The 20,462-nt window shown below is 69.0% G+C and carries 11 protein-coding genes; 7 read left to right on the plus strand and 4 right to left on the minus strand.

The features are described from left to right. Positions 1-69: 69 nt before the first annotated feature. Together recQ and LRM18_RS11285 are read right to left on the minus strand one after the other, a co-directional pair. Complete coding sequence (gene recQ, locus LRM18_RS11280) at positions 70-1,875, minus strand: DNA helicase RecQ (RefSeq protein WP_270954518.1); 1,806 nt, start codon at positions 1,873-1,875, stop codon at positions 70-72. A gap of 561 nt (positions 1,876-2,436) precedes the next feature. Continuing rightward, positions 2,437-2,985, minus strand: a complete 549-nt coding sequence (locus LRM18_RS11285) for a Dps family protein (protein ID WP_005410730.1) — start codon at positions 2,983-2,985, stop codon at positions 2,437-2,439. Between the two features lie 86 nt (positions 2,986-3,071). Here LRM18_RS11285 and hrpA point away from each other — a divergent pair, with 86 nt between their 5' ends. Next, positions 3,072-7,154: an ATP-dependent RNA helicase HrpA gene (hrpA, locus tag LRM18_RS11290; RefSeq protein WP_270954525.1), complete on the plus strand. Its 4,083-nt coding sequence runs from the start codon at positions 3,072-3,074 to the stop codon at positions 7,152-7,154. A 75-nt stretch (positions 7,155-7,229) separates the two neighbouring features. On the opposite strand, the gene LRM18_RS11295 is transcribed toward hrpA, so the two are convergent. After that, on the minus strand, positions 7,230-7,754 hold the full coding sequence (locus LRM18_RS11295; protein ID WP_049466497.1) for a hypothetical protein: 525 nt from the start codon (positions 7,752-7,754) through the stop codon (positions 7,230-7,232). Between the two features lie 130 nt (positions 7,755-7,884). On the opposite strand from LRM18_RS11295, the gene LRM18_RS11300 reads away from it, so the two are divergent. Then, positions 7,885-10,041, plus strand: coding sequence for a bifunctional (p)ppGpp synthetase/guanosine-3',5'-bis(diphosphate) 3'-pyrophosphohydrolase (locus LRM18_RS11300; RefSeq protein WP_270954527.1), 2,157 nt, complete (start codon positions 7,885-7,887; stop codon positions 10,039-10,041). Between the two features lie 31 nt (positions 10,042-10,072). Next, positions 10,073-11,638 carry a hypothetical protein gene (locus LRM18_RS11305; protein ID WP_270954529.1) on the plus strand — a complete coding sequence of 522 codons (1,566 nt, stop codon included), beginning with the start codon at positions 10,073-10,075 and terminating at the stop codon, positions 11,636-11,638. Here LRM18_RS11305 and LRM18_RS11310 read toward each other — a convergent pair. Next, positions 11,635-13,734 carry a glycosyltransferase gene (locus LRM18_RS11310; protein ID WP_270954531.1) on the minus strand — a complete coding sequence of 700 codons (2,100 nt, stop codon included), beginning with the start codon at positions 13,732-13,734 and terminating at the stop codon, positions 11,635-11,637. The two genes, LRM18_RS11305 and LRM18_RS11310, sit on opposite strands and share 4 nt — an antisense overlap. A gap of 96 nt (positions 13,735-13,830) precedes the next feature. On the opposite strand from LRM18_RS11310, the gene mrcB reads away from it, so the two are divergent. From mrcB to tsaB, 4 genes are all read left to right on the plus strand, one after another. Then, positions 13,831-16,260, plus strand: a complete 2,430-nt coding sequence (gene mrcB / locus LRM18_RS11315) for a penicillin-binding protein 1B (protein WP_049466504.1) — start codon at positions 13,831-13,833, stop codon at positions 16,258-16,260. Between the two features lie 11 nt (positions 16,261-16,271). Beyond that, positions 16,272-16,793: a hypothetical protein gene (locus LRM18_RS11320; RefSeq protein ID WP_049466507.1), complete on the plus strand. Its 522-nt coding sequence runs from the start codon at positions 16,272-16,274 to the stop codon at positions 16,791-16,793. Between the two features lie 551 nt (positions 16,794-17,344). Beyond that, complete coding sequence (locus LRM18_RS11325; RefSeq protein WP_057495230.1) at positions 17,345-19,393, plus strand: ATP-dependent DNA helicase; 2,049 nt, start codon at positions 17,345-17,347, stop codon at positions 19,391-19,393. A gap of 9 nt (positions 19,394-19,402) precedes the next feature. Then, positions 19,403-20,116 (plus strand): tRNA (adenosine(37)-N6)-threonylcarbamoyltransferase complex dimerization subunit type 1 TsaB, encoded by a 714-nt coding sequence (tsaB, locus tag LRM18_RS11330; RefSeq protein WP_270954535.1) that lies wholly within the window; start codon positions 19,403-19,405, stop codon positions 20,114-20,116. Positions 20,117-20,462 lie beyond the last annotated feature (346 nt).

The following is a 20,462-nucleotide window of genomic DNA, read 5'->3' on the forward strand; positions in this document are numbered from 1 at the left end:
CGCCCGCGCTCGGCGGCTTCTGCGGCAACGGCAGCCGAGCGTGGGCTCGGCTCTGCAGGGCGCCCGGCGTTACCCTTCCTCGCGCACGATCTCGACCAGGCGCGGGCCGTAACGGCTCAGCTTGGTGCCGCCGATGCCGCCGATCCGGGCCAGCGCATCCAGGCTGGTCGGGCGCTGCTCGGCGATGTTGCGCAGGGTGCTGTCGTGGAAGATCACGAAGGCCGGCACGTTCTGTTCGCGTGCCAGTTCGGCGCGCAGGTCGCGCAGCGCGTTGAACAGGGCCAGGTCCTGCGGCAGCACCGACAAGCCGGTGCGCTGCGCACTGCGCTCGCGACCGCTGCTGCTGCTGGCCGGGTCGCGGCGCATGCTGATCTGGCGCCGGCCGGTCAGCACGTCGCGGCTGGCGTCAGTCAGGCGCAGGCCACCGTGGCCCTCGCTGTCCACTTCCAGCAGGCTGGCCGCCACCAGCTGGCGGAACACGCTGCGCCAGGTGCGTGCATCCAGGTCGCGGCCGATGCCATAGGTGCTGAGCTTGTCGTGGCCCTGCTGCTTCACCTTCTCGTTCTCGCTGCCACGCAGGATGTCGATCAGGTGGCCGACGCCGAAGCGCTGGCCACTGCGGTAGACGCAGCTCAGCGCCTTCTGCGCCGGGATGGTCGCATCCCACGAAGCTGGCGGGGTCAGGCAGTTGTCGCAGTTGCCGCAGGGCTGGGGATAGGTCTCACCGAAGCCGGCCAGCAGCACCTGGCGACGGCACTGCATCGATTCGCAGTAGCCCAGCAGGTGGTCGAGCTTGGCCCGCTCCAGCTGCTTGCGCTCTTCACCGGCCTCGGACTGTTCGATCATCTGCTTGAGCAGCACCACGTCGCCCAGGCCGTAGCACAGCCACGCTTCGGCGGATTCACCATCGCGGCCGGCGCGGCCGGTTTCCTGGTAGTAGCCTTCCATCGACTTGGGCAGGTCGGTGTGCGCGACAAAGCGCACGTCCGGCTTGTCGATGCCCATGCCGAAGGCGATGGTGGCGCACATCACGATGCCGTCCTCTCGCAGGAAGCGGCGCTGGTTGTTGGCGCGCACCTCCGGCGGCAGTCCGGCGTGGTAGGGCAGGGCATTGAAGCCCTGGCCGCAGAGGAATTCGGCGGTCTCCTCGACCTTGCGCCGCGACATGCAGTAGACGATGCCGGCCTCGCCACGATGGCCATGCAGGAAATCGGTCAGCTGCTTGCGGGCATTGTCCTTCTGCACCACGGTGTAGCGGATGTTGGGGCGGTCGAAGGAACTGACGAAGTGGCGCGCTTCCTGCAGGTCGAGGCGCTCGGCGATCTCGCGCTGGGTCGGCGGATCGGCGGTGGCGGTCAGCGCGATCCGCGGGATCTGCGGCCAACGCTCGTGCAGCACGGTCAGCTGGCGGTACTCGGGGCGGAAATCATGGCCCCACTGCGACACGCAGTGCGCTTCGTCGATGGCGAACAGGGCGATGCGGCTGCGCGACAGCAGTGACAGGAAGCGGCCGGTCAGCAGCCGCTCGGGGGCGACATAGAGCATGTCCAGCTCGCCGGCAAGCAGTTCGCGCTCGACGCGGCCGGCGGTCTCGGCATCCAGGGTTGAATTCAGGTACTCGGCACGCACGCCCAGCTGGCGCAGGGCTTCGACCTGGTCCTGCATCAGCGCGATCAGTGGCGAGATGACGATGCCGCAACCGTCACGCAGCAGGGCCGGCACCTGGTAGCACAGCGACTTGCCGCCGCCGGTGGGCATCAGCACCAGGGCATCGTGACCGGCAGCGACGTGCTCCACGATGTCCTGCTGGGGACCACGGAAATCGTCGTAACCAAAGACGCGTTGGAGCAGGTCGTGCGCGGGACGGGAAGGCATCCGGCTAGTTTACCCCGGCGGGGGAGTCGGCAGGGCTGCGCCCTGCACCTGCTACAAGCCAGAGCAACGTCAAAGGCAACAGCCGGCTCTGGGGTGTCTTCTGGCTGGGCGGGGCGGTGTGGGCTTGCAGGACACGCCGTAAACCCGTCCTTGGGGGCTCGATGGCGCCATCCATGGCGCCAACGGTCCTGCAAGCCCGCACCGCCCCGCCCCCGACAGCTTCCCGTTGACGGTGGGGCCATCCACGCCATGCGTGGATGAAAACTGTCAGATATCGAAAAACAAGATGGGGTCGGATCCGTTTCCCGTCGGAAAACGGATCTGACCCCAATGGCTTTGCCGGCAGATCGCGGAAATCTGTCGAAGGCGGGGTGGGTCCGGTGGCAGGGGTGTCCGCGGCATGGATGCCGCGGCCAAGCCCCCAAGAACGGGTTTACGGCGTCCCCTGCCACCGGGCCCACCCCGCCATCCCTCAGGAAACCCGCTTCTGCTGTCGCTGTTGCCGGCCAGCGGCCGGCACTACCACGGGTGCAGGGCGCAGCCCTGCCGAGCCCCTAACCCTTACTGCAGCAGCGAGCGCAGCATCCAGGCATACTTCTCGTGGGTCTGCAGCCGCTGGGTCATCAGATCCTCGGTCGGGGCGTCGTCACCCTTGGCCGCCACCTCCAGCACTTCACGTGCCGTACGGCAGACCGCTTCGTTGGCGACCACCAACTGGCGTACCATTTCCCGCCAGTCCGCGCTGTCGGTCAGGCCCGGTTCCTCGGCGATCGAGGTCAGCGCAGCGAATTCCCGGTAGGAGCCCGGGGCATTGAAGCCCAGCGCGCGGATGCGCTCGGCCACATCGTCCAGTGCCGCCCACTGCTCGGTGTACTGCGTCTCGAACATGGTGTGCAGCGAGTTGAACATCGACCCGGTCACATTCCAGTGGAAGTTGTGCGTCTTCAGGTAGAGCGTGAACGCGTCAGCCTGGAAGCGCGACAGACCGTCGGCGATCTTCTTGCGGTCGCCCTGGGTGATCCCGATATCGATGTTCGGCGCCGACGGTGCCGCCGCTGCAAGCTTCTGCTTGCCGGTCTTGGCCTTGGTCGTGCTCTTGGTCTTCGCCATGGGGTTCCTCCTTGTGGAATCGTTGGCCTTCACAATAAACCGGTCGTGATGACTGGTCGCTTTCAAAGTTTTGAACGAACCGATTGATGAACTCTATCGATAAAAATCCGTCGCCCCGCCTGCGCCAACAGCGTGCCGCCATCGACGGTGCCATGAGCCGCGACCGGGGCCGTTTGCTGGGGATGCTCTCGCGTTGCCAGGCCAAGCCACAGGATGCGGCGCTGGCCGCCACCTTCGAGCAGGCCTTGCAGGCGTCGGTGCAGCGCCGGCAGGTGCGGGCGCAGCAGCAGCCGTCCATCACTCTGGACCCGCAGCTGCCGATTGCGCGTGAAGCCGATGCCATCGTCGGGCTGATCCGCGACCACCAGGTCGTGGTGATCGCCGGTGAAACCGGCTCGGGCAAGACCACCCAGCTGCCGAAACTGTGCCTGGCCGCAGGCCGTGGCCAGGCCGGCATGATCGGCTGCACCCAGCCGCGACGGATTGCCGCACGTGCGGTGGCCAGCCGCGTGGCGCAGGAACTGCGGAGCGAACTGGGCCAGCTGGTCGGCTACCAGGTGCGCTTCAACGACAAGGTCAGCGAAGACAGCCGCATCAAGTTCATGACCGACGGCATCCTGCTGGCGGAGATCGCCAGCGACCGCTGGTTGTCGAACTACGACACGATCATCGTCGACGAGGCGCACGAACGCAGTCTCAACATCGACTTCCTGCTGGGCTACCTGAAGCAGCTGCTGCGCAAGCGCCCGGACCTGAAACTGATCGTCACCTCGGCCACCATCGATACCGAACGCTTCGCCCAGCATTTCGACAATGCGCCGGTGATCAGCGTGGAAGGCCGTACCTACCCGGTGGAAGTGCGCTACCGCGCGCTGGAAGGCGAGGGCGAAGACCAGGGCGAACGCACCGTCAACGATGCCATCGTGTCGGCCATTGACGAGATCACCCGCCTGGACGCGCGCGGCGACGTGCTGATCTTCCTGCCCGGCGAGCGCGAGATCCGCGATGCGCACCAGTCGCTGGAACGGCGCAAGTACCGCAATACCGAGGTGCTGCCGCTGTACGCGCGCCTGTCCAACCAGGACCAGGACCGGGTGTTCAATCCCGGACCGAACCGGCGCATCGTGCTGGCCACCAACGTGGCGGAAACCTCGCTGACGGTGCCGCGCATCCGTTACGTGGTCGATCCGGGCTTCGCCCGCGTCAAGCGCTACAGCCCGCGCAACAAGCTGGATCGCCTGCACATCGAACCGATCTCGCAGGCCAGCGCCAACCAGCGCAAGGGCCGCTGCGGTCGTATCGCCGAGGGCATCTGCTACCGCCTGTACGCCGAAACCGATTTCCAGGCGCGGCCGGAGTTCACCGATCCGGAAATCCGCCGCTCCAGCCTGGCCGGGGTGATCCTGCGCATGCTGCAGCTCGGCCTGGGCCGCATCGAGGACTTCCCGTTCCTGGAAGCGCCGGACGAGCGCGCGGTAGCCGATGGCTGGCAGCAGCTGACCGAACTGGGCGCGATCGACGCCGAGCGACGCATGACCACCATCGGCAAGCAGATGGCACGCCTGCCGGTGGACGTGAAGCTGGCGCGCATGCTGGTCGCCGCGCAGGCCGCCGGCTGCCTGCGGCCGATGCTGGTGATCGCCTCGTTTCTGGGCATCCAGGACCCGCGCGAACGTCCGCCCGAAGCACGCGGCGCGGCCGACAGCGCGCATGCGCAGTTCGCCGATGGCCGTTCCGAGTTTGTTGGCGTGCTGCGCCTGTGGGATGCCTATCGGCAGGCCCATGAAGACCTGACCCAGTCGAAGCTGCGCGACTGGTGCGGCCGTCATTTCCTCGGCTTCCTGCGCATGCGCGAGTGGCGTGAGCTGCATCGCCAGCTGCGCCTGCTGTGCGAGGAACTGGGCTGGAAGGAAGAGGCCAGCGAGGCGTCGATGGCGCCGCTGCTGGCTGGCAGCAGTGCACCGGCCCCGGCGCGCGATGACGCGGCGGCGGTGAAGGCGACCCGTGGCCAGCTGCACCGCGCCGCACGCCTGGCCCGCGAAGGCAAGGCCGAGGCCGCACCGGCCCCGGTGGCCGTGCGTGCGCAGAAGGAGCAGGCACCGGCGGGAGGGGGTTTCAGCGAACGTGTGCGTGCCGCTGCCTACCAGACCCTGCACCGCGCGCTGGTGGCGGGCCTGCCGACGCAGATCGGCCACCGCACCGAGAAGGGCGATTTCCAGGCGCCGCGCCAGCGTCGCTTCCTGCCGTTCCCGGGTTCGGCGCTGTCCAAGCGGCCGCCGCCGTGGCTGCTGGTGGCCAACCTGTTGGATACGCAGAAGGTGTGGGGCATGACCCTGGCCGCGATCGAGCCGGACTGGGTGATTGCAGAGCTGCCACACCTGCTGCTGCGCAAGCACTTCGACCCGCACTGGTCGCGCGCGCAGGGCCAGGTGCTGGCGTCCGAGCAGATCAGCCTGTTCGGCCTGGTGCTGGCGCCGAAAAAACCGGTGCACTATGGCCGCATCGCACCGGGCGAAGCGCATGACATCTTCGTGCGCCAGGCGCTGGTCACCGGCGAGATCAATACCCGCGCCAGTTTCGTGGCCGACAACCAGAAAGTGCTGGAGATCGCCCGCGAGGAAGAGGCCAAGCTGCGCCGCGCCGGCATTGTTGCCGACGAGGACTGGCAGGCGCGCTGGTACCTGGACCGGGTACCCGCGCAGATCCATTCGGCCGCCGGCCTGGATGCCTGGTGGAAGGGGCTGGCGCCGGAACAGCGCAAGTCCCTGCACTGGTCGCTGGTTGATCTGTTGCCAGGCGAGGGCAGCGAACAGGAGCGCTATCCGAAGTACCTGGCGCTGGGCCAGGCGCGGCTGCCGCTGCATTACCGCTTCGAGCCGGGCGCCGACGATGATGGCGTGACCCTGGACGTACCGCTGCACCTGCTCAACGCGCTGGACCCGGTGCAGCTGGGCTGGTTGGCGCCGGGCTTCGTCGCCGACAAGGCCTCGGCACTGATCCGCAGCCTGCCCAAGGCGCTGCGCCGCAACTACGTGCCGGCGCCGGATTTTGGCCGCGCGTTCTACGAAGCGTTCCCGCAGCCCAGCGCGGATGCCATCACCGGTGAGCTGGCGCGCTTCCTGTCACGCGCCACTGGTGCCACGGTGACTGCGCTCGATTTCGAGCCTGGTGCGATCGAGCCGCACCTGCACATGAACCTGCGCCTGCGCGACGAGCAGGGCAAGGTGCTGGCAACCTCGCGGGATCTGGATGCGTTGCGCGCGAAATTCGGTGGCCGTGCCGGCGATGCCTTCGCTGCACGCGCTGGGCGCGAGATGGCAGCCGATGGCCTGCGTACGTTCCCGGCCACGCCGATCCCGCTGCAGGTGCCTGGCGAAGCCGGCGTGCCGGCCTATCCGGCGCTGCTCGATGAAGGCGACAGCGTGGCGCTGCGCATCTTCGCCGACCGCCAGCAGGCGCAGGAAGCGCACCCGCTGGGTGTGCGCCGGTTGCTCGAGATTGCCCTGGCCGACAAGGTGAAGCAGGCCCGCAAGCAGTTGCCGGTCGGTGCCAAGACCGGTCTTCTCTACGCGGCGATCGAATCGCAGGAGCGGCTGCGCGGCGACCTGGTCGATGCGGCGATGAATGCCGTGCTGGCCGAGGGCCTGGGGGAAATCCGCGATGCGACGGCGTTCGAGCAGCGTCGCGAACACGCTGCCAAGGCCCTGTTTGGCGAGGCGATGTCGCGGCTGAAGCTGGCCGAGACCATCCTGGCGCTGGTGGCCGAACTGAAGCCGATGCTGGAGGCGCCGCTGATGGGCTGGGCGCGCGGCAACCTGGACGACATGGAAGCGCAGCTGGCCGGGCTGATCCACCCCGGCTTCCTGCGCGACACGCCGGCCGACGCGCTGGCGCAGTACCCGCGCTACCTGAAGGCGATGATCCTGCGCACCGAACGCGCCAAACGCGATCCGCCGCGTGACCAGGCGCGCATGCTGGAACTGCATCCGTTCCTGGAAGCGCTGGAGGCGGGCGAGCAGCAGGGCCTGCGTGATCGCCCGCAATGGCAGGCGCTGCGCTGGGATCTGGAAGAGCTGCGGGTGTCGCTGTTCGCGCAGGAGTTGGGCGCGCGCACCGGCATCTCGGCGAAGAAGCTGGCGCAGCGGGTGGCCGCGCTGCGCCAGGCCTGATCGGGCGCCAGGGTCGCCCCTTCCGGCGACCCTGGCAGCCAGGCATGAATCCGGCGCGGCCGGAATGCCCGGGCGCTATTTGGTGCGACGTACCTTCGGCTGCACGTTCACGCCGTCCACCTTCATGTACCAGGCGCCCATCACGCCCGGGCGCATGCTGACCTTCGGGGCATCCTTGCGGCCGCCGGAGTACTGCGTGGCATCGATCTGCTCCCATTCCTGGCCGTTCTGCAACACGTAGCGGCGGCCCTGGCCGAAGCCACGGAACTCGCCCTGCAGGTGGCTTTCGATCGGCTCGCTGCTGCCGAAGTCGAGGAAGCCGCGGTTCTTCTTGATCACTTCCTGGCGGCCTTCTTCGCGCGCGGCGGCGACGGCCTGGGTGGTGGCCGCCTCGACCTTGCCCTGCAGCCAGCGGTTGAGCGTGGCCAGTTCACCGGCACTGAGCTTGTCCAGGCCGGCGGCCTTGAACTCGGCGGGCGACATCTGCTGCTGCAGATCGCCCTCCACCACGCGCTGGGCCAGCGCAGGCGCGGACAGGGACAGCAGCACGGCGGCACAGGCCAGCAGCCGTGGACGGACGCGCGGGGCAATCGAAGGCATGGCGGGTCTCTCCTGGGTGTGTTCGCGAGTGTAGCGGCATGTCCTCATGCCGGGTGGTGGTGGCCGCAGTGATTGTCCCTGAACGGTACCGGCGCTAGTGTAGGACCCTCTGTCTTGCCTGCTCGATGCTGTGAACCGCGCTTCCGTCCCCGGCCTGGATGCCTTGTTGAACCGTCCTTCGGCAGCGGTGCTGCCTGCTCCGCTGCGCCAGGCCCTGCGCGAGCACTGGGAAGCGCCAGCGTGCGACCACCAGATGCGTGCCACCTGGTCGGTGCTGGGCGACACCCTCGACGCGCTGGCGATGCTCTCGGCCGACGAAGGCGCGGTGGTTGCCGCCTTGCTGTTTGACCTGCCGGGCCTGCGTGCCAGCCTGGACCAGCTGCCGCTGGGCAACCACAAGGCGGCGGTGATCGGCCTGCTCGACGGCCAGGATGCCGCCGATCCGGTGTGGGCACTGCATGCCGGCCGCGAGGCCGGGCGCAACAGTGAAGGCCTGCGCCGGCTGCTGCTGGCGATCATCCGTGACCTGCGCGTGGTGCCGATCCTGCTGGCACGCCAGCTGGCGCGGATGCGTGCGGCCGACAAGCTGGACGAGGGGCAGCGCCGCGCACTGGCGCAGCTGACCCGTGACATCCACGCTCCCCTGGCCAACCGCCTGGGCATCTGGCAGCTGAAATGGGAGCTTGAGGATCTGGCGTTCCGCCACCTGGAACCGGAGACCTACCGCCGCATCGCCCGCGAGGTGGACGAAACCCGCATCGCGCGCGAGCGTTACGTCGAGAACGTCAAGAAGGTGCTGTCGCGCGAACTGGTCGCGCAGGGCATCAAGGCCGAAGTGAGTGGCCGGCCGAAGCACATCTACAGCATCTGGCGGAAGATGCAGAAGAAGCGGTTGGCCTTCGACCAGCTGTATGACATCCGCGCAGTGCGGGTGATGGTCGACGATGTCGCTGCCTGCTATGCCGCGCTGGGCGTGGTGCACGCTCTGTGGGCACCGGTACCGAGTGAGTTCGACGACTACATCGCACGGCCCAAGGCCAACGACTACCGCTCGCTGCACACTGCGGTGGTCGGTCCGGAAGGGCGCACCATCGAAGTGCAGATCCGGACCCATGAAATGCACTCGCAGGCCGAGCTGGGCGTCGCCGCGCACTGGAAGTACAAGGAAGGCGGCAAGGGCGCCGAGAAGGCCTTTGATCGCAAGATCACCTGGATGCGCCAGCTGCTGGAGCAGGCCCAGGACGGGCAGGGCAATGAACTGGCCGGGGCGCTCGATGCCGAGCTGACCGAGGACCGGGTCTATGCACTGAGCCCGAAGGACGAGGTGCTGGACCTGCCGCAGGGCGCCACCCCGCTTGATTTCGCCTACCAGGTGCACACCATGGTCGGCCACCGCTGCCGCGGTGCCAAGGTCAACGGCCGCATCGTGCCGCTGACCTATCGCCTGCGCAGTGGCGACCGCGTCGAGATCCTGACCGGCAAGGAGGCCGACCCCCGTCGCGACTGGCTGATGCCGGCCAACGGCTTCCTGGCCAGCAACCGGTCGCGCGAAAAGGTGCGCAGCTGGTTCCACAAGCTGGACCGTGCGCGCAACGTACAGGCCGGCCGCGAGCTGCTCGAGCGCGAACTGAAGCGGCTGGGTCTGCAGCACTCGGACCTGGCCATCGCGGCGAAGAAATTCCATGCCGACAGCGTCGATGACCTGTACATCCAGGTGGCGCTGGGCGATACCGGCCCGAACCAGGTCAGCCGCGCGCTGCTGGAGGCGGAGCGCGCCGCAAGCCAGCCGCCGCCGGCGCCGACCCTGCCGCGGCCGACCGCGCGTCGCGAGAATCTGGGCAAATCGAAGTTCACGGTGCAGGGCGTGGGCAACCTGCTGGTGCAGCTGGCACGCTGCTGCCAACCGGTGGCCGGCGAGCCGATCGTCGGCTACCTGACCCGTAGCCGGGGTGTCACCGTGCATCGTGCAGACTGTGCAGCGCTGGCCCGGTTGGCGGCCACCAGCCCGCAGCGCATCCTGCCGGTGGAATGGGGCCAGGCCGGCGGTGGCTATGAAGTGGACGTGGTGGTCGACGCCGTCGACCGCCGCTGGCTGCTGAAGGACATCACCAACCTGATCGCCCAGGAGGACGCTTACGTGCTCGACATCCACAGCGACAACGTGCGCAACAGCGGCCGTGCGCACCTGCGGCTGCGGCTGAAGGTGAGCGATTACGGCCAGCTGTCGACCCTGCTGGGCAAGCTCGATGCGCTGCCGGGCGTGAGCGAGGCCCGTCGCCTCGGCTGAGCTTCACGCTGCCCCGGCTACCCTTGCACGCATGGAACGCGAGCCCCCGCATCGCCCGCATGGCGCTGAACACCCGGCGCTGGACCGCGTCCGCCGCGAGGGGCGTTGGTGGTGGCTGCAGGCGCGCCATGCGCGCCGGATCTGGCGCTGGGCGCTGCTGGCAGCGCTGGCGGTGTTCGTGCTGCTGGTCCTGCTGCGCAAGCCGCTGGCCGACTGGTTCTGGGATGAGCCGCAGATCGAACAGCTGCTGGCCGAAGGGGATCGGGCGCTGGCCGCCGGGCGCCTGAGCGATGCTGATGGCAGCGGTGCACGCGAGCGCTACCAGGCAGTGCTGGCACTGGATGGCGATCGGCCGCAGGCGCGCCAGGGCCTGGCCAATACCGGCGCGGCAGCGCTGCAACAGGCCCGCGACCGCCTGCAGGCCGATGACCTGGAGGGTAGTGCACGGGCACTGGCACTGGCCCGCGAACTGCAGGTGCCGCAGGCTGAAGCCGAAGCGGTTGCCCGTCAGTTGCAGGCGCGACGCAGTGCCGGTGCGGGAATCGGGGCACTGCTGGCACAGGCGCGCAATGCGTTCGCGGCCGGGCGCCTGGATGACGGCGAGAGCAGTGCATTGCCCCTGTTCCAACGCATCCTGGCCCTGCAGCCGGACAACCTGCCCGCGCTGGAAGGGCGCGAAGACGCATTGAGCGACCTGCTGCAGCAGGCGCGCATGCGGGCCGGGCGAGGGGAGCTTGCCGACGCAGCGGCGATCCTGCGCCGCGCCCGTCAGTTCGATGCCGGGCATGCCGATCTGCCAGCCAGCGAGGAAGCCCTGGCGCGCGCGGTCGACCCGCGCCTTCGGCAGGCGCAGCGTTCGTTGCAACGGCAGCAGCTGGACGCAGCGGCCAGGGGCTTCCTGGCGGTGCTGGCGGTGGCCGCCGATGATCCCAACGCCCAGCGCGGGCGTGAGCAGGCCTTGCAGGCGGTGGTGGCGCGCAGCCAGAAGCTCGCCGACGATTTCCAGTTCGACGCGGCGCAACGTGATGCGGCATTGGCCGTGGAGCTGGGGGCGTCGCAGGCAGTGCAGCAGCAGCTGACGCAACGCCTGCAGCGCGCGCGGCAGGCGCAACAGGCCCTGCAGCAGCCTGCGGTCAGCAGTGCGCAGCGCGAACGCCAGCTGCGCGACCACCTGCGGAAGATCGAGCGCGCCGAGCGTGCAGGACAGTGGATCAGCCCGCCGGGACACAGCGCGTTCGACGCGCTGCGCGAAGCCCAGTCACTGGCGCCCCGCGACGCGCGGGTGAAGGCCGCTGCCGCGCGCCTGCTGCCCGCCAGTCGCCGCTGCTTCGACGACAATCTGCGGCAGAACCGCGTACAGGCCGCAGGCGCCTGCCTGCAGGCCTGGCAGACCCTGTCACCGACTGCGTCGGGGTTGCCCTCGGCGCGGCTGCGCCTGGCCCAGCGCTGGCTGGCAATCGGTAGCGAACGGCTCGGCAGCGGCGACCTGGCCTTTGCCGAACATGCCGCCGAACAGGCGAGGTTGCTGCAACCGGACCTGGCCGAACTGCCGGCGTTTGAAGATCGCCTGCGCCGCGCCGGTGGACGGGTGGACTAGTCGAAGAACACGCGCTGCACGGTTGCGCGGGCGGCTTCGAGCGAGAAATGCTCGGCGACATTGGCCAGACCGGCGTCGGACAACTGTTGCCACAACTGCGGATCCTGGTACAGGCGGATCACCGCATCGGCGAATCCTTCGGCGTCGTCGGCCACCAGCACATCCTTGCCCGGGTGCAGGTGCATGCCTTCCACGGCGCACGTGGTACCGACCACCGGCTGGCCATGGGCCATGCTCAGGTTGATCTTGCCCTTCACTCCGGCGCCGAACCGCAGGGGTGCGATGGCGATGCGCGCGCCGTCCATGTAGGGCGTGATGTCTTCGACGAAGCCGTGCATCTGCACGCCGGGTTGGCGCGCGGCCAGTGCCAGCAGCGATTCCGGGGCCGCCGCGCCGATGCAGTGCAGGCGTACCTCCGGCAGGCGGGCACGGATGCGCGCGAAGACCTCGCCGATGAACCATTGCATGCCATCCAGGTTCGGCGGATGGCGGAAGCCACCGACAAACACCAGGTCGTGGCGCTGCTCGAACGCCGCGCCTGCACCGGCAACCTCGTGCAGGTTGGAGATCAGCTCCACCCGCACCCGTGGCGCATCGGCCTGCAGCTGCTCGCGCTCTGCGGCACTGACCAGCACCGTGATGTCGCACTGTTCCATCACGGCCAGTTCGCTGCTGCGGGTGCGTTCTGCGGCGCGCAGCAGGGCCGCATCGCCGGCCACTTCGGCACCGCGGCGTTCACGCAGGTAGTGCAGGTCGACGGTGTCGAACACCGTGCGTGCCTGCGGCGCATAGCGCTTGAGCAGGGGCAGGCACTCGTGGGCGACGTGGTGGCGCACCAGCATCGCCACGTCGAACCGCGAGCCGTGGCTGCGCAACCAGCCGGCCACGCCGTCAAGGAACGGTGCGTACCAGACTTCCACGCCCATCCGCTGCAGCGCTTCGGTCGCCGCGCCGGCATGCTCGCGCCGGGTCGGCACGAACACCACATGCGCACCGCCCTGCAGCAGCAGGCGAATCAGATTGACCTGGCGCAGCGATCCGGAATCACGATCCGGCTGCGGCACTTCCTCGTCCAGGATCAGCACCTGGCGCCGGCCGCGCAGCAGCAACGCCGGCGACGGCACGTCGCCGACCGCCGGGTGGCGGGCCAGTTCGGTGGCCCAGCGGGCGGCGAAGATGGCCTGGTTGCGCACCTGGTAGGCCTTCACCCCGCTGCCGGTGTCGGTGCCGTTGCTGGTGCCTTCGTCGTGGACCACCCGGCTGGCCGGCTGCACCAGCACGCGCAGGCCGTGTGCACGCACGCGGAAGGCCAGGTCGGTGTCCTCGTAGTACGCCGGCCTGTAGCGGGTGTCGAAGCCATCCAGCTGCTGCCACAGCGCGCGCGGCAGCATCAGCGCCGCACCGGAGCAGTAGTCGACGTCGCGCAGGCTGGCAAAGCGCGGATCGTCAGCCGCTTCGAAGCGGCCATAGCTCCAGCCACTGCCATCGGTGAAGATCACGCCGCCCGACTCCTGCAGGCGGCCATCCGGGTACAGCAGCTGGCTGCCGACCAGGCCGGCGCCGGGCACGCTGCCGAAGGTGTCCAGCAGGGCATCAAGCCAGCCGGGTTGCGGCACGGTATCGTTGTTGAGCAGCACCACGTAGCGGCCGCGTGCGCGCGACACGCCATCGTTGCAGGCGTCGATGAAGCCGCCGTTGTGCTCGCGTACTTCATAGCGCAGCCCGGCCACCTGCGGCATCCACTGCACGGTGGCATCGCTGCTGCCGTCATCCACCACCAGGATCTCGCAGGCGGCCGCCGGCGGGTGCGCCGCCAGCGCGCGCAGACAGGCCAGGGTGTGGTCGACATGGTTGTAGACCGGAATGATGATGCTCACCTCCGGCGACGCGCTGAACGGCACCGCGAAGGGGGCGAACTCCTGGGCCGGCGGCAGGAACAGCGGCGTGCGCGGCGCGGGAACGGCGCGCTGGGTGTGCACGCGGATGCGTTGCCAGGTGGCCCGCCAGCCACGGGTGCGCAGGCTTGCCAGGCTCCGGCGGGCCAGGCCCGACAGGCGGTTGATCAGGTATCGGATCTCGGCCAGGGACATCGCCATCCGGTTGCAACTCCAGCTTAAGCAGGGGAACCCGGGAGAACCCGCCAGCCGCAGCGGCTGGGGTAGACTCGCCAGACCCTACATTCTCGCATTCCCGTGCCCCGACGCTACGATTCCGACGACATCGACGATTTCGACGACGACGACCAGCAGGACAGCGGTCCGCTGTGGCGGCGCCGGCTGATCACCTGGAGCATGGCTGCGGTCGCGTTGGGACTGGGGTTCCTCATTCCCTATACGCTGTACCTGAACCAGCAGGTGACCCAGCGTTTCGGCGAGCTGCGCTGGCAGATCCCGACGCGCGTGTACGCGCGCCCGCTGGTACTGACCCCCGGCAAGGCGATGGATGCGTCCACGCTGAAGACCGAGCTGGCCGCCTCGGCCTACCGCGATGACGGCCAGGGCAAGGAGCCGGCCACCTACGCGGTGAACGGCGGGCGCTTCGTGATCGCCAGCCGCGGCTACAACGACGTTGACGGCCGGGTGGCCCCGCGCCGGGTGGAACTGACGCTGGCCGATGGCGGCGTGGCCTCGCTGCGTGACGCCGACAGCCGCAAGGCGTTGAAGGCGGCGCGGCTGGATCCGGCGCGTATCGCCACCCTCTATGGGCAGAAGCAGGAAGAACGCCGGCTGATCCGCATGGACGAGGCGCCGGACCTGCTGGTGACCGGCCTGCAGGCGGTGGAGGACAAGGACTTCAACCGCCACCACGGCATCGACCTGTCCGGCATCGCGCGCGCCGTGTGGGTGACGATCCGCTCCGGTGGCCAGAGCCGCCAGGGCGCTTCGACGCTGACCCAGCAGCTGGCCCGCAGCGGCCTGCTCGGCATCGGCAAGGAACAGACGATCACCCGCAAGTTCAATGAAGTGCTGTACGCGCTGATCATGGAAGCGCGCTACGACAAGCGCACCATCTTCGAGGCCTATCTCAACCAGGTGTACCTGGGCCAGCGCGGCAGCCAGGCGATCCATGGCATGTCCTCCGGTGCCGAGTTCTGGTTCGGCCGCGACCTGCAGTCGCTGGAGACCGAGCAGATCGCCCTGCTGATCGGGCTGGTCAAGGGGCCGTCCTTCTACGACCCGCGGCGCAACCCGGAGCGCGCGCTGGATCGCCGCAACTTCGTGCTGGGCAAGCTGCATGAGGCCACGCTGATCGACGACGCCGAGTACCAGCGCGCACTGAAGGCACCGCTGGGCGTTCCCAAGACGCCGGGCCTGGTCGCGGCCAACCGCTTCCCGGCCTACGTTGACCTGGTCCGTCGCCAGCTCGGCCATGACTACCCGGAATCGGCGCTGCAGGGTGCGGGCCTGAGCGTGATGACCGGCATGTCGCCGTCCGCGCAGGCCTACGCCGAAGGCGCGGTGACCCGCACCATCAAGTCGCTGGAAAGCAAGCGCCGCCCCGAGCTGCAGGCCGGCATGGTGCTGACCGACGTGCACAACGGCGACGTGCTGGCGGTGATCGGCAGCCGCGAGGTGTCCGAGGTCGGCTTCAACCGCGCGATCGAGGCGCAGCGTCCTGTCGGTTCGCTGCTCAAGCCGTTCGTCTACCTGCTGGCCCTGGCACAGCCGGACCGTTACTCGCTGGCCAGCTGGGTCGATGACTCGCCGGTGACGGTGCAGCTCGGCCGCGGCCGCAACTGGAGTCCCGGCAACGCGGACAACCGCAGCCACGGCACGGTGCGCCTGATCGACGCACTGGCGCATTCCTACAACCAGGCCACGGTGCGCGTGGGCATGCAGGTCGGCCCGGAGCGCGTGACCCAGCTGATCCATGTCCTGGCCGGCATCAAGGCCGACGCCAACCCGGCGGTGATCCTCGGCTCGACCGACCAGAGCCCGTACGCGATGGCGCAGCTGTATCAGTTCCTGGCGTCCGGCGGCGAGATCCAGCCGCTGCACGCGGTGCGTGGCGTGCTCGATCCGCAGGGCAAGCTGCTCAAGCGTTACGACAAGACGCCGGCACCGGCACAGGAAGGCGATTCGATTGCCGCCAACCTGATCAGTGTCGGCCTGCAGCAGGTGGTCGCCAGCGGCACCGCGCAGCGGCTCAATGCCGACGGCCTTGGCCGCCTGCAGCCGGCCGGCAAGACCGGTACCACCAACGACGGGCGCGACAGCTGGTACGCTGGTTACACCGGCGATCACCTGGCGGTGATCTGGATCGGCAACGACCAGAACGAGCAGGCCGGCCTGTATGGCGCCACCGGTGCGATGCGGGTCTGGTCGGGCATCTTCCAGCGCCTGCCGAGCGCGCCGCTACGGGTCAGCAACAAGGGCCTGGACTGGCAGTCGGTGGCCCCGACCGGCCTCAACAGCACCGATGAAGGCTGCCCCGGCGCGCGCCGTTTCCCGTTCGTGGTGGGCTATGCCCCGGCCTACGCCCCGTGTGCACCGGCCGCGCCGCCGGACGGGCAGGGCGAGGCTGAAGGCGAGGGCGGTGGCTGGCGCAGCTGGTTCGGCCTGGACCGCAAGCCGGATGCCCCTGCCGAGCCCGCCGCCGCCTCTCCTCCGCCAAGCCGATGATGCCGATGAACATGCGAATCCTGCTGCAGCCCCTTGCCCTGACCGGCCTCAGCCTGGCCCTGGCCGCTTGCGTCAGTACTGCACCGCCGGTGGTCAAGCCGGTGGATACCACGACGCCGGCGCAGCGGCTGGCCGCGGTGGACGCGGCCGCGGGCCCGGATGACAAGGAGTTGTCGGTGCAGCCGCTGCGTGATTCGCAGGTGGAAGACCTGCGGCTGACCGCACAGGCGCAGCGCCAGGCCAACGACCTGGCCGGTGCCGCCAGCAGCCTGGACCATGCGCTCGACATCGTGGCCGGGGACCCGGCCGTGCTGCAGGAGCGGGCTGAACTGGCGCTGCTGCAGGGCCAGTGGGCGCAGGCGGAGACGTTCGCACGCAAGGCGGTGGATCTCGGCTCGAAGACCGGGCCGCTGTGCCGGCGGCACTGGGCGACGATCGAACAGTCGCGCCTGGCGCGGGGCGAGAAGGAGAATGCGGTGTCGGCGCACGCGCAGATTGAAGGCTGCACGGTGCCGGGGATCAAGCGGTACTGAGTTACTCCACTCCATCGGGCGCTGCCCCCTCTGCGGCGCGCGCTCGCACTGATGGATGCTGGTGATGGGCCGGGTAGGTGGGGCGTGCAGGACACGCCGTAAACCCATCCTTGGGGGCTCGATGGCGCCATCCATGGCGCCAACGGTCCTGCACGCCCCACCCACCCGGCCTACCCTACATCGCGCGGGCCGCAGGCAAGAACGAAATCAAAATCAAAAGCGGGTCGCACGCTGCGCGCGCGCGGTAATTCATCCTCTTTCCCCGTTCCCTCCACCGCTTCTGACATCCCAGTCGAGCAAGCTCGACTCTACGAAGCGCGTGCCTCCGTCACCGGGACACTGTCGAAGGCGGGGGACTGTGGGTTTGCGGGGTGTCTGCGGCATGGATGCCGCGGCCAAGCCCCCAAGGACGGGTTTACGGCGTCCCCGCAAACTCACAGTCCTCCGCCTGCCCTCAGTGCAACCCAGAGCCATGACTGTCGTTGCCGTTGCTGTTGCCCTGGCTTGAAACGGGTGCCGGGCAGCGCCCGGCCGGGTATCCTCTCCCTCTGATGTCCGACCTTGTCCATGCCAGCCGCGAAGCCCTCAGCGACGGCGGCGCGCTCGCCTCGCACCTGGATGCCTTTGTCCCGCGTCCAGCACAGCTGCACCTGACCGAAGCCATCGCCGACGCGCTGCAGCAGCGTGACCTGCTGCTGGCCGAGGCCGGTACCGGCACCGGCAAGACCTTCGCCTACCTGGTGCCGGTGCTGCTTTCCGGGCTGCGCACCATCATCTCCACCGGTACCCGCGCGCTGCAGGACCAGCTCTACCATCGCGACCTGCCACGCGTGCGCCAGGCGCTCGGCGTCGGCCTGCGCAGTGCACTGCTGAAGGGGCGCGCGAATTACCTGTGCCGCTACCGCCTGCAGCAGGCCCGCGGCGAACCGCGGTTCTCCAGCCCCGAACAGGCCGCGCAGTTCCAGCGCATCCTGGCCTGGTCCGGTCGCTCGGAGTTCGGCGACATCGCTGAGCTCGACGGCCTGGCCGATGATTCGCCGCTGCTGCCGATGGTCACCTCCACCGTCGACAACTGCCTGGGTACCGATTGCCCGTTCTGGGATGACTGCTTCGTGGTGCGTGCGCGGCAACGTGCGCAGGCCGCCGATGTGGTGGTGGTCAACCATCACCTGCTGCTGGCCGATCTGGCCCTGAAGCAGGACGGTTTCGGCGAACTGCTGCCGGGGGCGCAGGCCTTTGTCATCGACGAGGCACACCAGTTGCCCGAACTGGCTGCGCAGTTCTTCGGCGAGGGGTTCGGCATGCGCCCATGGCAGGAACTGGGCCGCGACTGCCTGGCCGAGGCGCGCGGCGTAGGGGGCGCGCAGTCGGCCCTGCAGGAACCGGTGGATCAGCTGCAGCAGGCATTGCTGGCGCTGCGTTCGGCGATGGAAGGGCTGCCGCTGCGGGGTACGCAGTGGCGTGCGCTGGCCATGCCGCAGGTCCGCGACGGATTCGATACGGTGATGGCCGGCCTGGTGACGCTCGAGCAGGCTTTGCAGCCGCTGCGCGAAGCGGCGGCGGGCCTGGATGCCTGCCATGCACGGGCGCGCGAGGCAGTCTCGCGGCTCGGTCGCTGGCTGGGCGATGATGCGCCAGCGCTCGATTTCGATACCGACCCGGCCGACGCTGCCAGTCCCGCCGATGTGCTGTGGTACGAACTCACGCCGCGCGGGTTCCGCTGCCAGCGCACGCCGATGGATGTGTCCGGCCCATTGCGCGAGCATCGCGAACGCAGCCGTGCGGCGTGGATCTTCACCTCGGCCACGCTGACCGTGGGCGGTGGTTTCGACCATATCGCCACGCGCCTGGGCCTGGACGATCCCCACACGCTGGTCCAGCCAAGCCCGTTCAACTGGCCCGAGCAGGCGTTGTGCTACCTGCCCGAAGGCCTGCCCGATCCGGCGGCGCGCGGATTCGGCACCGCGCTGATCCAGGCCCTGCGGCCGGTGCTGCAGGCCTCGCAGGGCAGGGCGTTCCTGCTGTTCGCCTCGCACCGCGCCTTGCGCGAGGCCGCCGAGGCACTGCGGGATGGGCCGTGGCCGTTGTTCGTGCAGGGCGAGGCGCCGCGCGCAACACTGCTGCAGCGCTTCCGCGAGTCGGGCAACGGCGTGCTGCTCGGTTCGGCCAGTTTCCGCGAAGGCGTGGACGTCGTCGGCGAAGCGCTGAGCGTGGTGGTGATCGACAAGCTGCCGTTTGCGGCACCGGACGATCCGGTCTACGAAGCGCGGCTGGAGGCGATCCGCAGCCAGGGCGGCAATCCGTTCCGCGACGAACAGCTGCCGCAGGCGGTGATCGCCCTGAAGCAGGGCGTCGGCCGCTTGATCCGCAGCGAAAGCGATCGTGGTGTGCTGGTGTTGTGCGATCCGCGCCTGCTCAACCGGGGGTATGGCCGGGTCTTCCTGGATTCACTGCCGCCGTTCCGCCGTACCCGCAGCCTGGCCGATGTGCAGGCCTTCTTTGCGCCACAATGGGCGCCCGTGGCCGACGATGCGGCTGCTCCGGCGGCCACCGTGGCGGGCCCGGAGCCCACTCACGGTGCCACGTTCCCCCTGTTCTGACCCGATCCGATGAAACTGCTCGCCTTTGAAACCGCCACCGAAGCCTGTTCCGTTGCCCTGCATGTCGATGGGCAGGTGCTGGAACGGTTCGAGATCGCCCCGCGCCGGCATGCCGAGCTGAGCCTGCCGTGGGCCGAGGCGTTGCTGGCCGACGCCGGCATCAGCCGTCGCCAGCTCGATGGCATCGCGCTCAGTCGCGGCCCGGGTGCATTCACGGGCGTGCGCCTGGCGATTGCCATCGCCCAGGGCATCGCCCTGGCGCTGGACCGCCCGCTGCTGCCGGTCTCGACGCTGCAGGTGCTGGCGCTGCGCGCACCGGCCGGGGAAACGCAGCTCCTGTCGGCGATCGATGCGCGGATGGGCGAACTGTATGTCGCCCGCTTCGAGCGCGTGGACGGCCTGCCGGTGGCGCGCGATGCCGAGCGCGTCTGCGCGCCGGCGGCGGTGGCGTTGCCGGAAGGGCTGTCCGTCTACGGTGTGGGTACCGGTTTCGCCGCAGCCGAGGGTGCGCTGGTCGCGCAGCTTGGTGCAGGCCTGCGCGGTTTCGACGCCACGGCATTGCCGCGTGCGTCGGACGTGCTCGCACTGGCGGTGCCGGCGTTCGCGCGCGGCGAAGCCATTGCACCGGAGAAGGTCGAGCCGGCCTACCTGCGCGACAACGTGGCACTGACCCTGGTCGAGCAGCAAGTCGCGCGCGAGGCGAAGGCGAAGGCCAACGGCTGAGCCCCTCGTGGCGGGATTGGTCGCGTAGATCAAAAGCCGTGGTTTGGCCGGGCGGGTGGGCTGCGCAGGGGGCGCTGCAAGTACGTCCCTGTAAGCTCGGTCGCCGCATCCATGCGGCTCACGCCCCTGCGCAGCCCACCCGCCCGGCCTCTGACAGTTTCCGTGTGCGTCCGCCACGGAAAATCAAGAAAAGAAAAGTCAAAGTCAAAAGCGGGTCGCTTCGCTCGCATCCACGCGTGGCGTGGATGTGTGTCGACCAAGGTCGACACCTATCAACAGCGGAGCGGGACGTGATACGCCGCGATCTGTCAGAGGTGGGGCGGTGTGGGCTTGCAGGACCGTTGGC

It is taken from the genome of Stenotrophomonas sp. PI_27, from assembly GCF_027854495.1.
Taxonomy (GTDB): domain Bacteria; phylum Pseudomonadota; class Gammaproteobacteria; order Xanthomonadales; family Xanthomonadaceae; genus Stenotrophomonas; species Stenotrophomonas pavanii.

What these genes read in the sequence shown, in the direction of transcription:
- recQ (WP_270954518.1), bottom strand. Translation starts at nt 1,875, where the DNA reads ATGCCTTCCCGTCCCGCGCACGACCTGCTCCAACGCGTCTTTGGTTAC.
- LRM18_RS11285 (WP_005410730.1), bottom strand. Translation starts at nt 2,985, where the DNA reads ATGGCGAAGACCAAGAGCACGACCAAGGCCAAGACCGGCAAGCAGAAG.
- hrpA (WP_270954525.1), top strand. Translation starts at nt 3,072, where the DNA reads ATGAACTCTATCGATAAAAATCCGTCGCCCCGCCTGCGCCAACAGCGT.
- LRM18_RS11295 (WP_049466497.1), bottom strand. Translation starts at nt 7,754, where the DNA reads ATGCCTTCGATTGCCCCGCGCGTCCGTCCACGGCTGCTGGCCTGTGCC.
- LRM18_RS11305 (WP_270954529.1), top strand. Translation starts at nt 10,073, where the DNA reads ATGGAACGCGAGCCCCCGCATCGCCCGCATGGCGCTGAACACCCGGCG.
- LRM18_RS11310 (WP_270954531.1), bottom strand. Translation starts at nt 13,734, where the DNA reads ATGGCGATGTCCCTGGCCGAGATCCGATACCTGATCAACCGCCTGTCG.
- LRM18_RS11320 (WP_049466507.1), top strand. Translation starts at nt 16,272, where the DNA reads ATGCGAATCCTGCTGCAGCCCCTTGCCCTGACCGGCCTCAGCCTGGCC.
- LRM18_RS11325 (WP_057495230.1), top strand. Translation starts at nt 17,345, where the DNA reads ATGTCCGACCTTGTCCATGCCAGCCGCGAAGCCCTCAGCGACGGCGGC.
- tsaB (WP_270954535.1), top strand. Translation starts at nt 19,403, where the DNA reads ATGAAACTGCTCGCCTTTGAAACCGCCACCGAAGCCTGTTCCGTTGCC.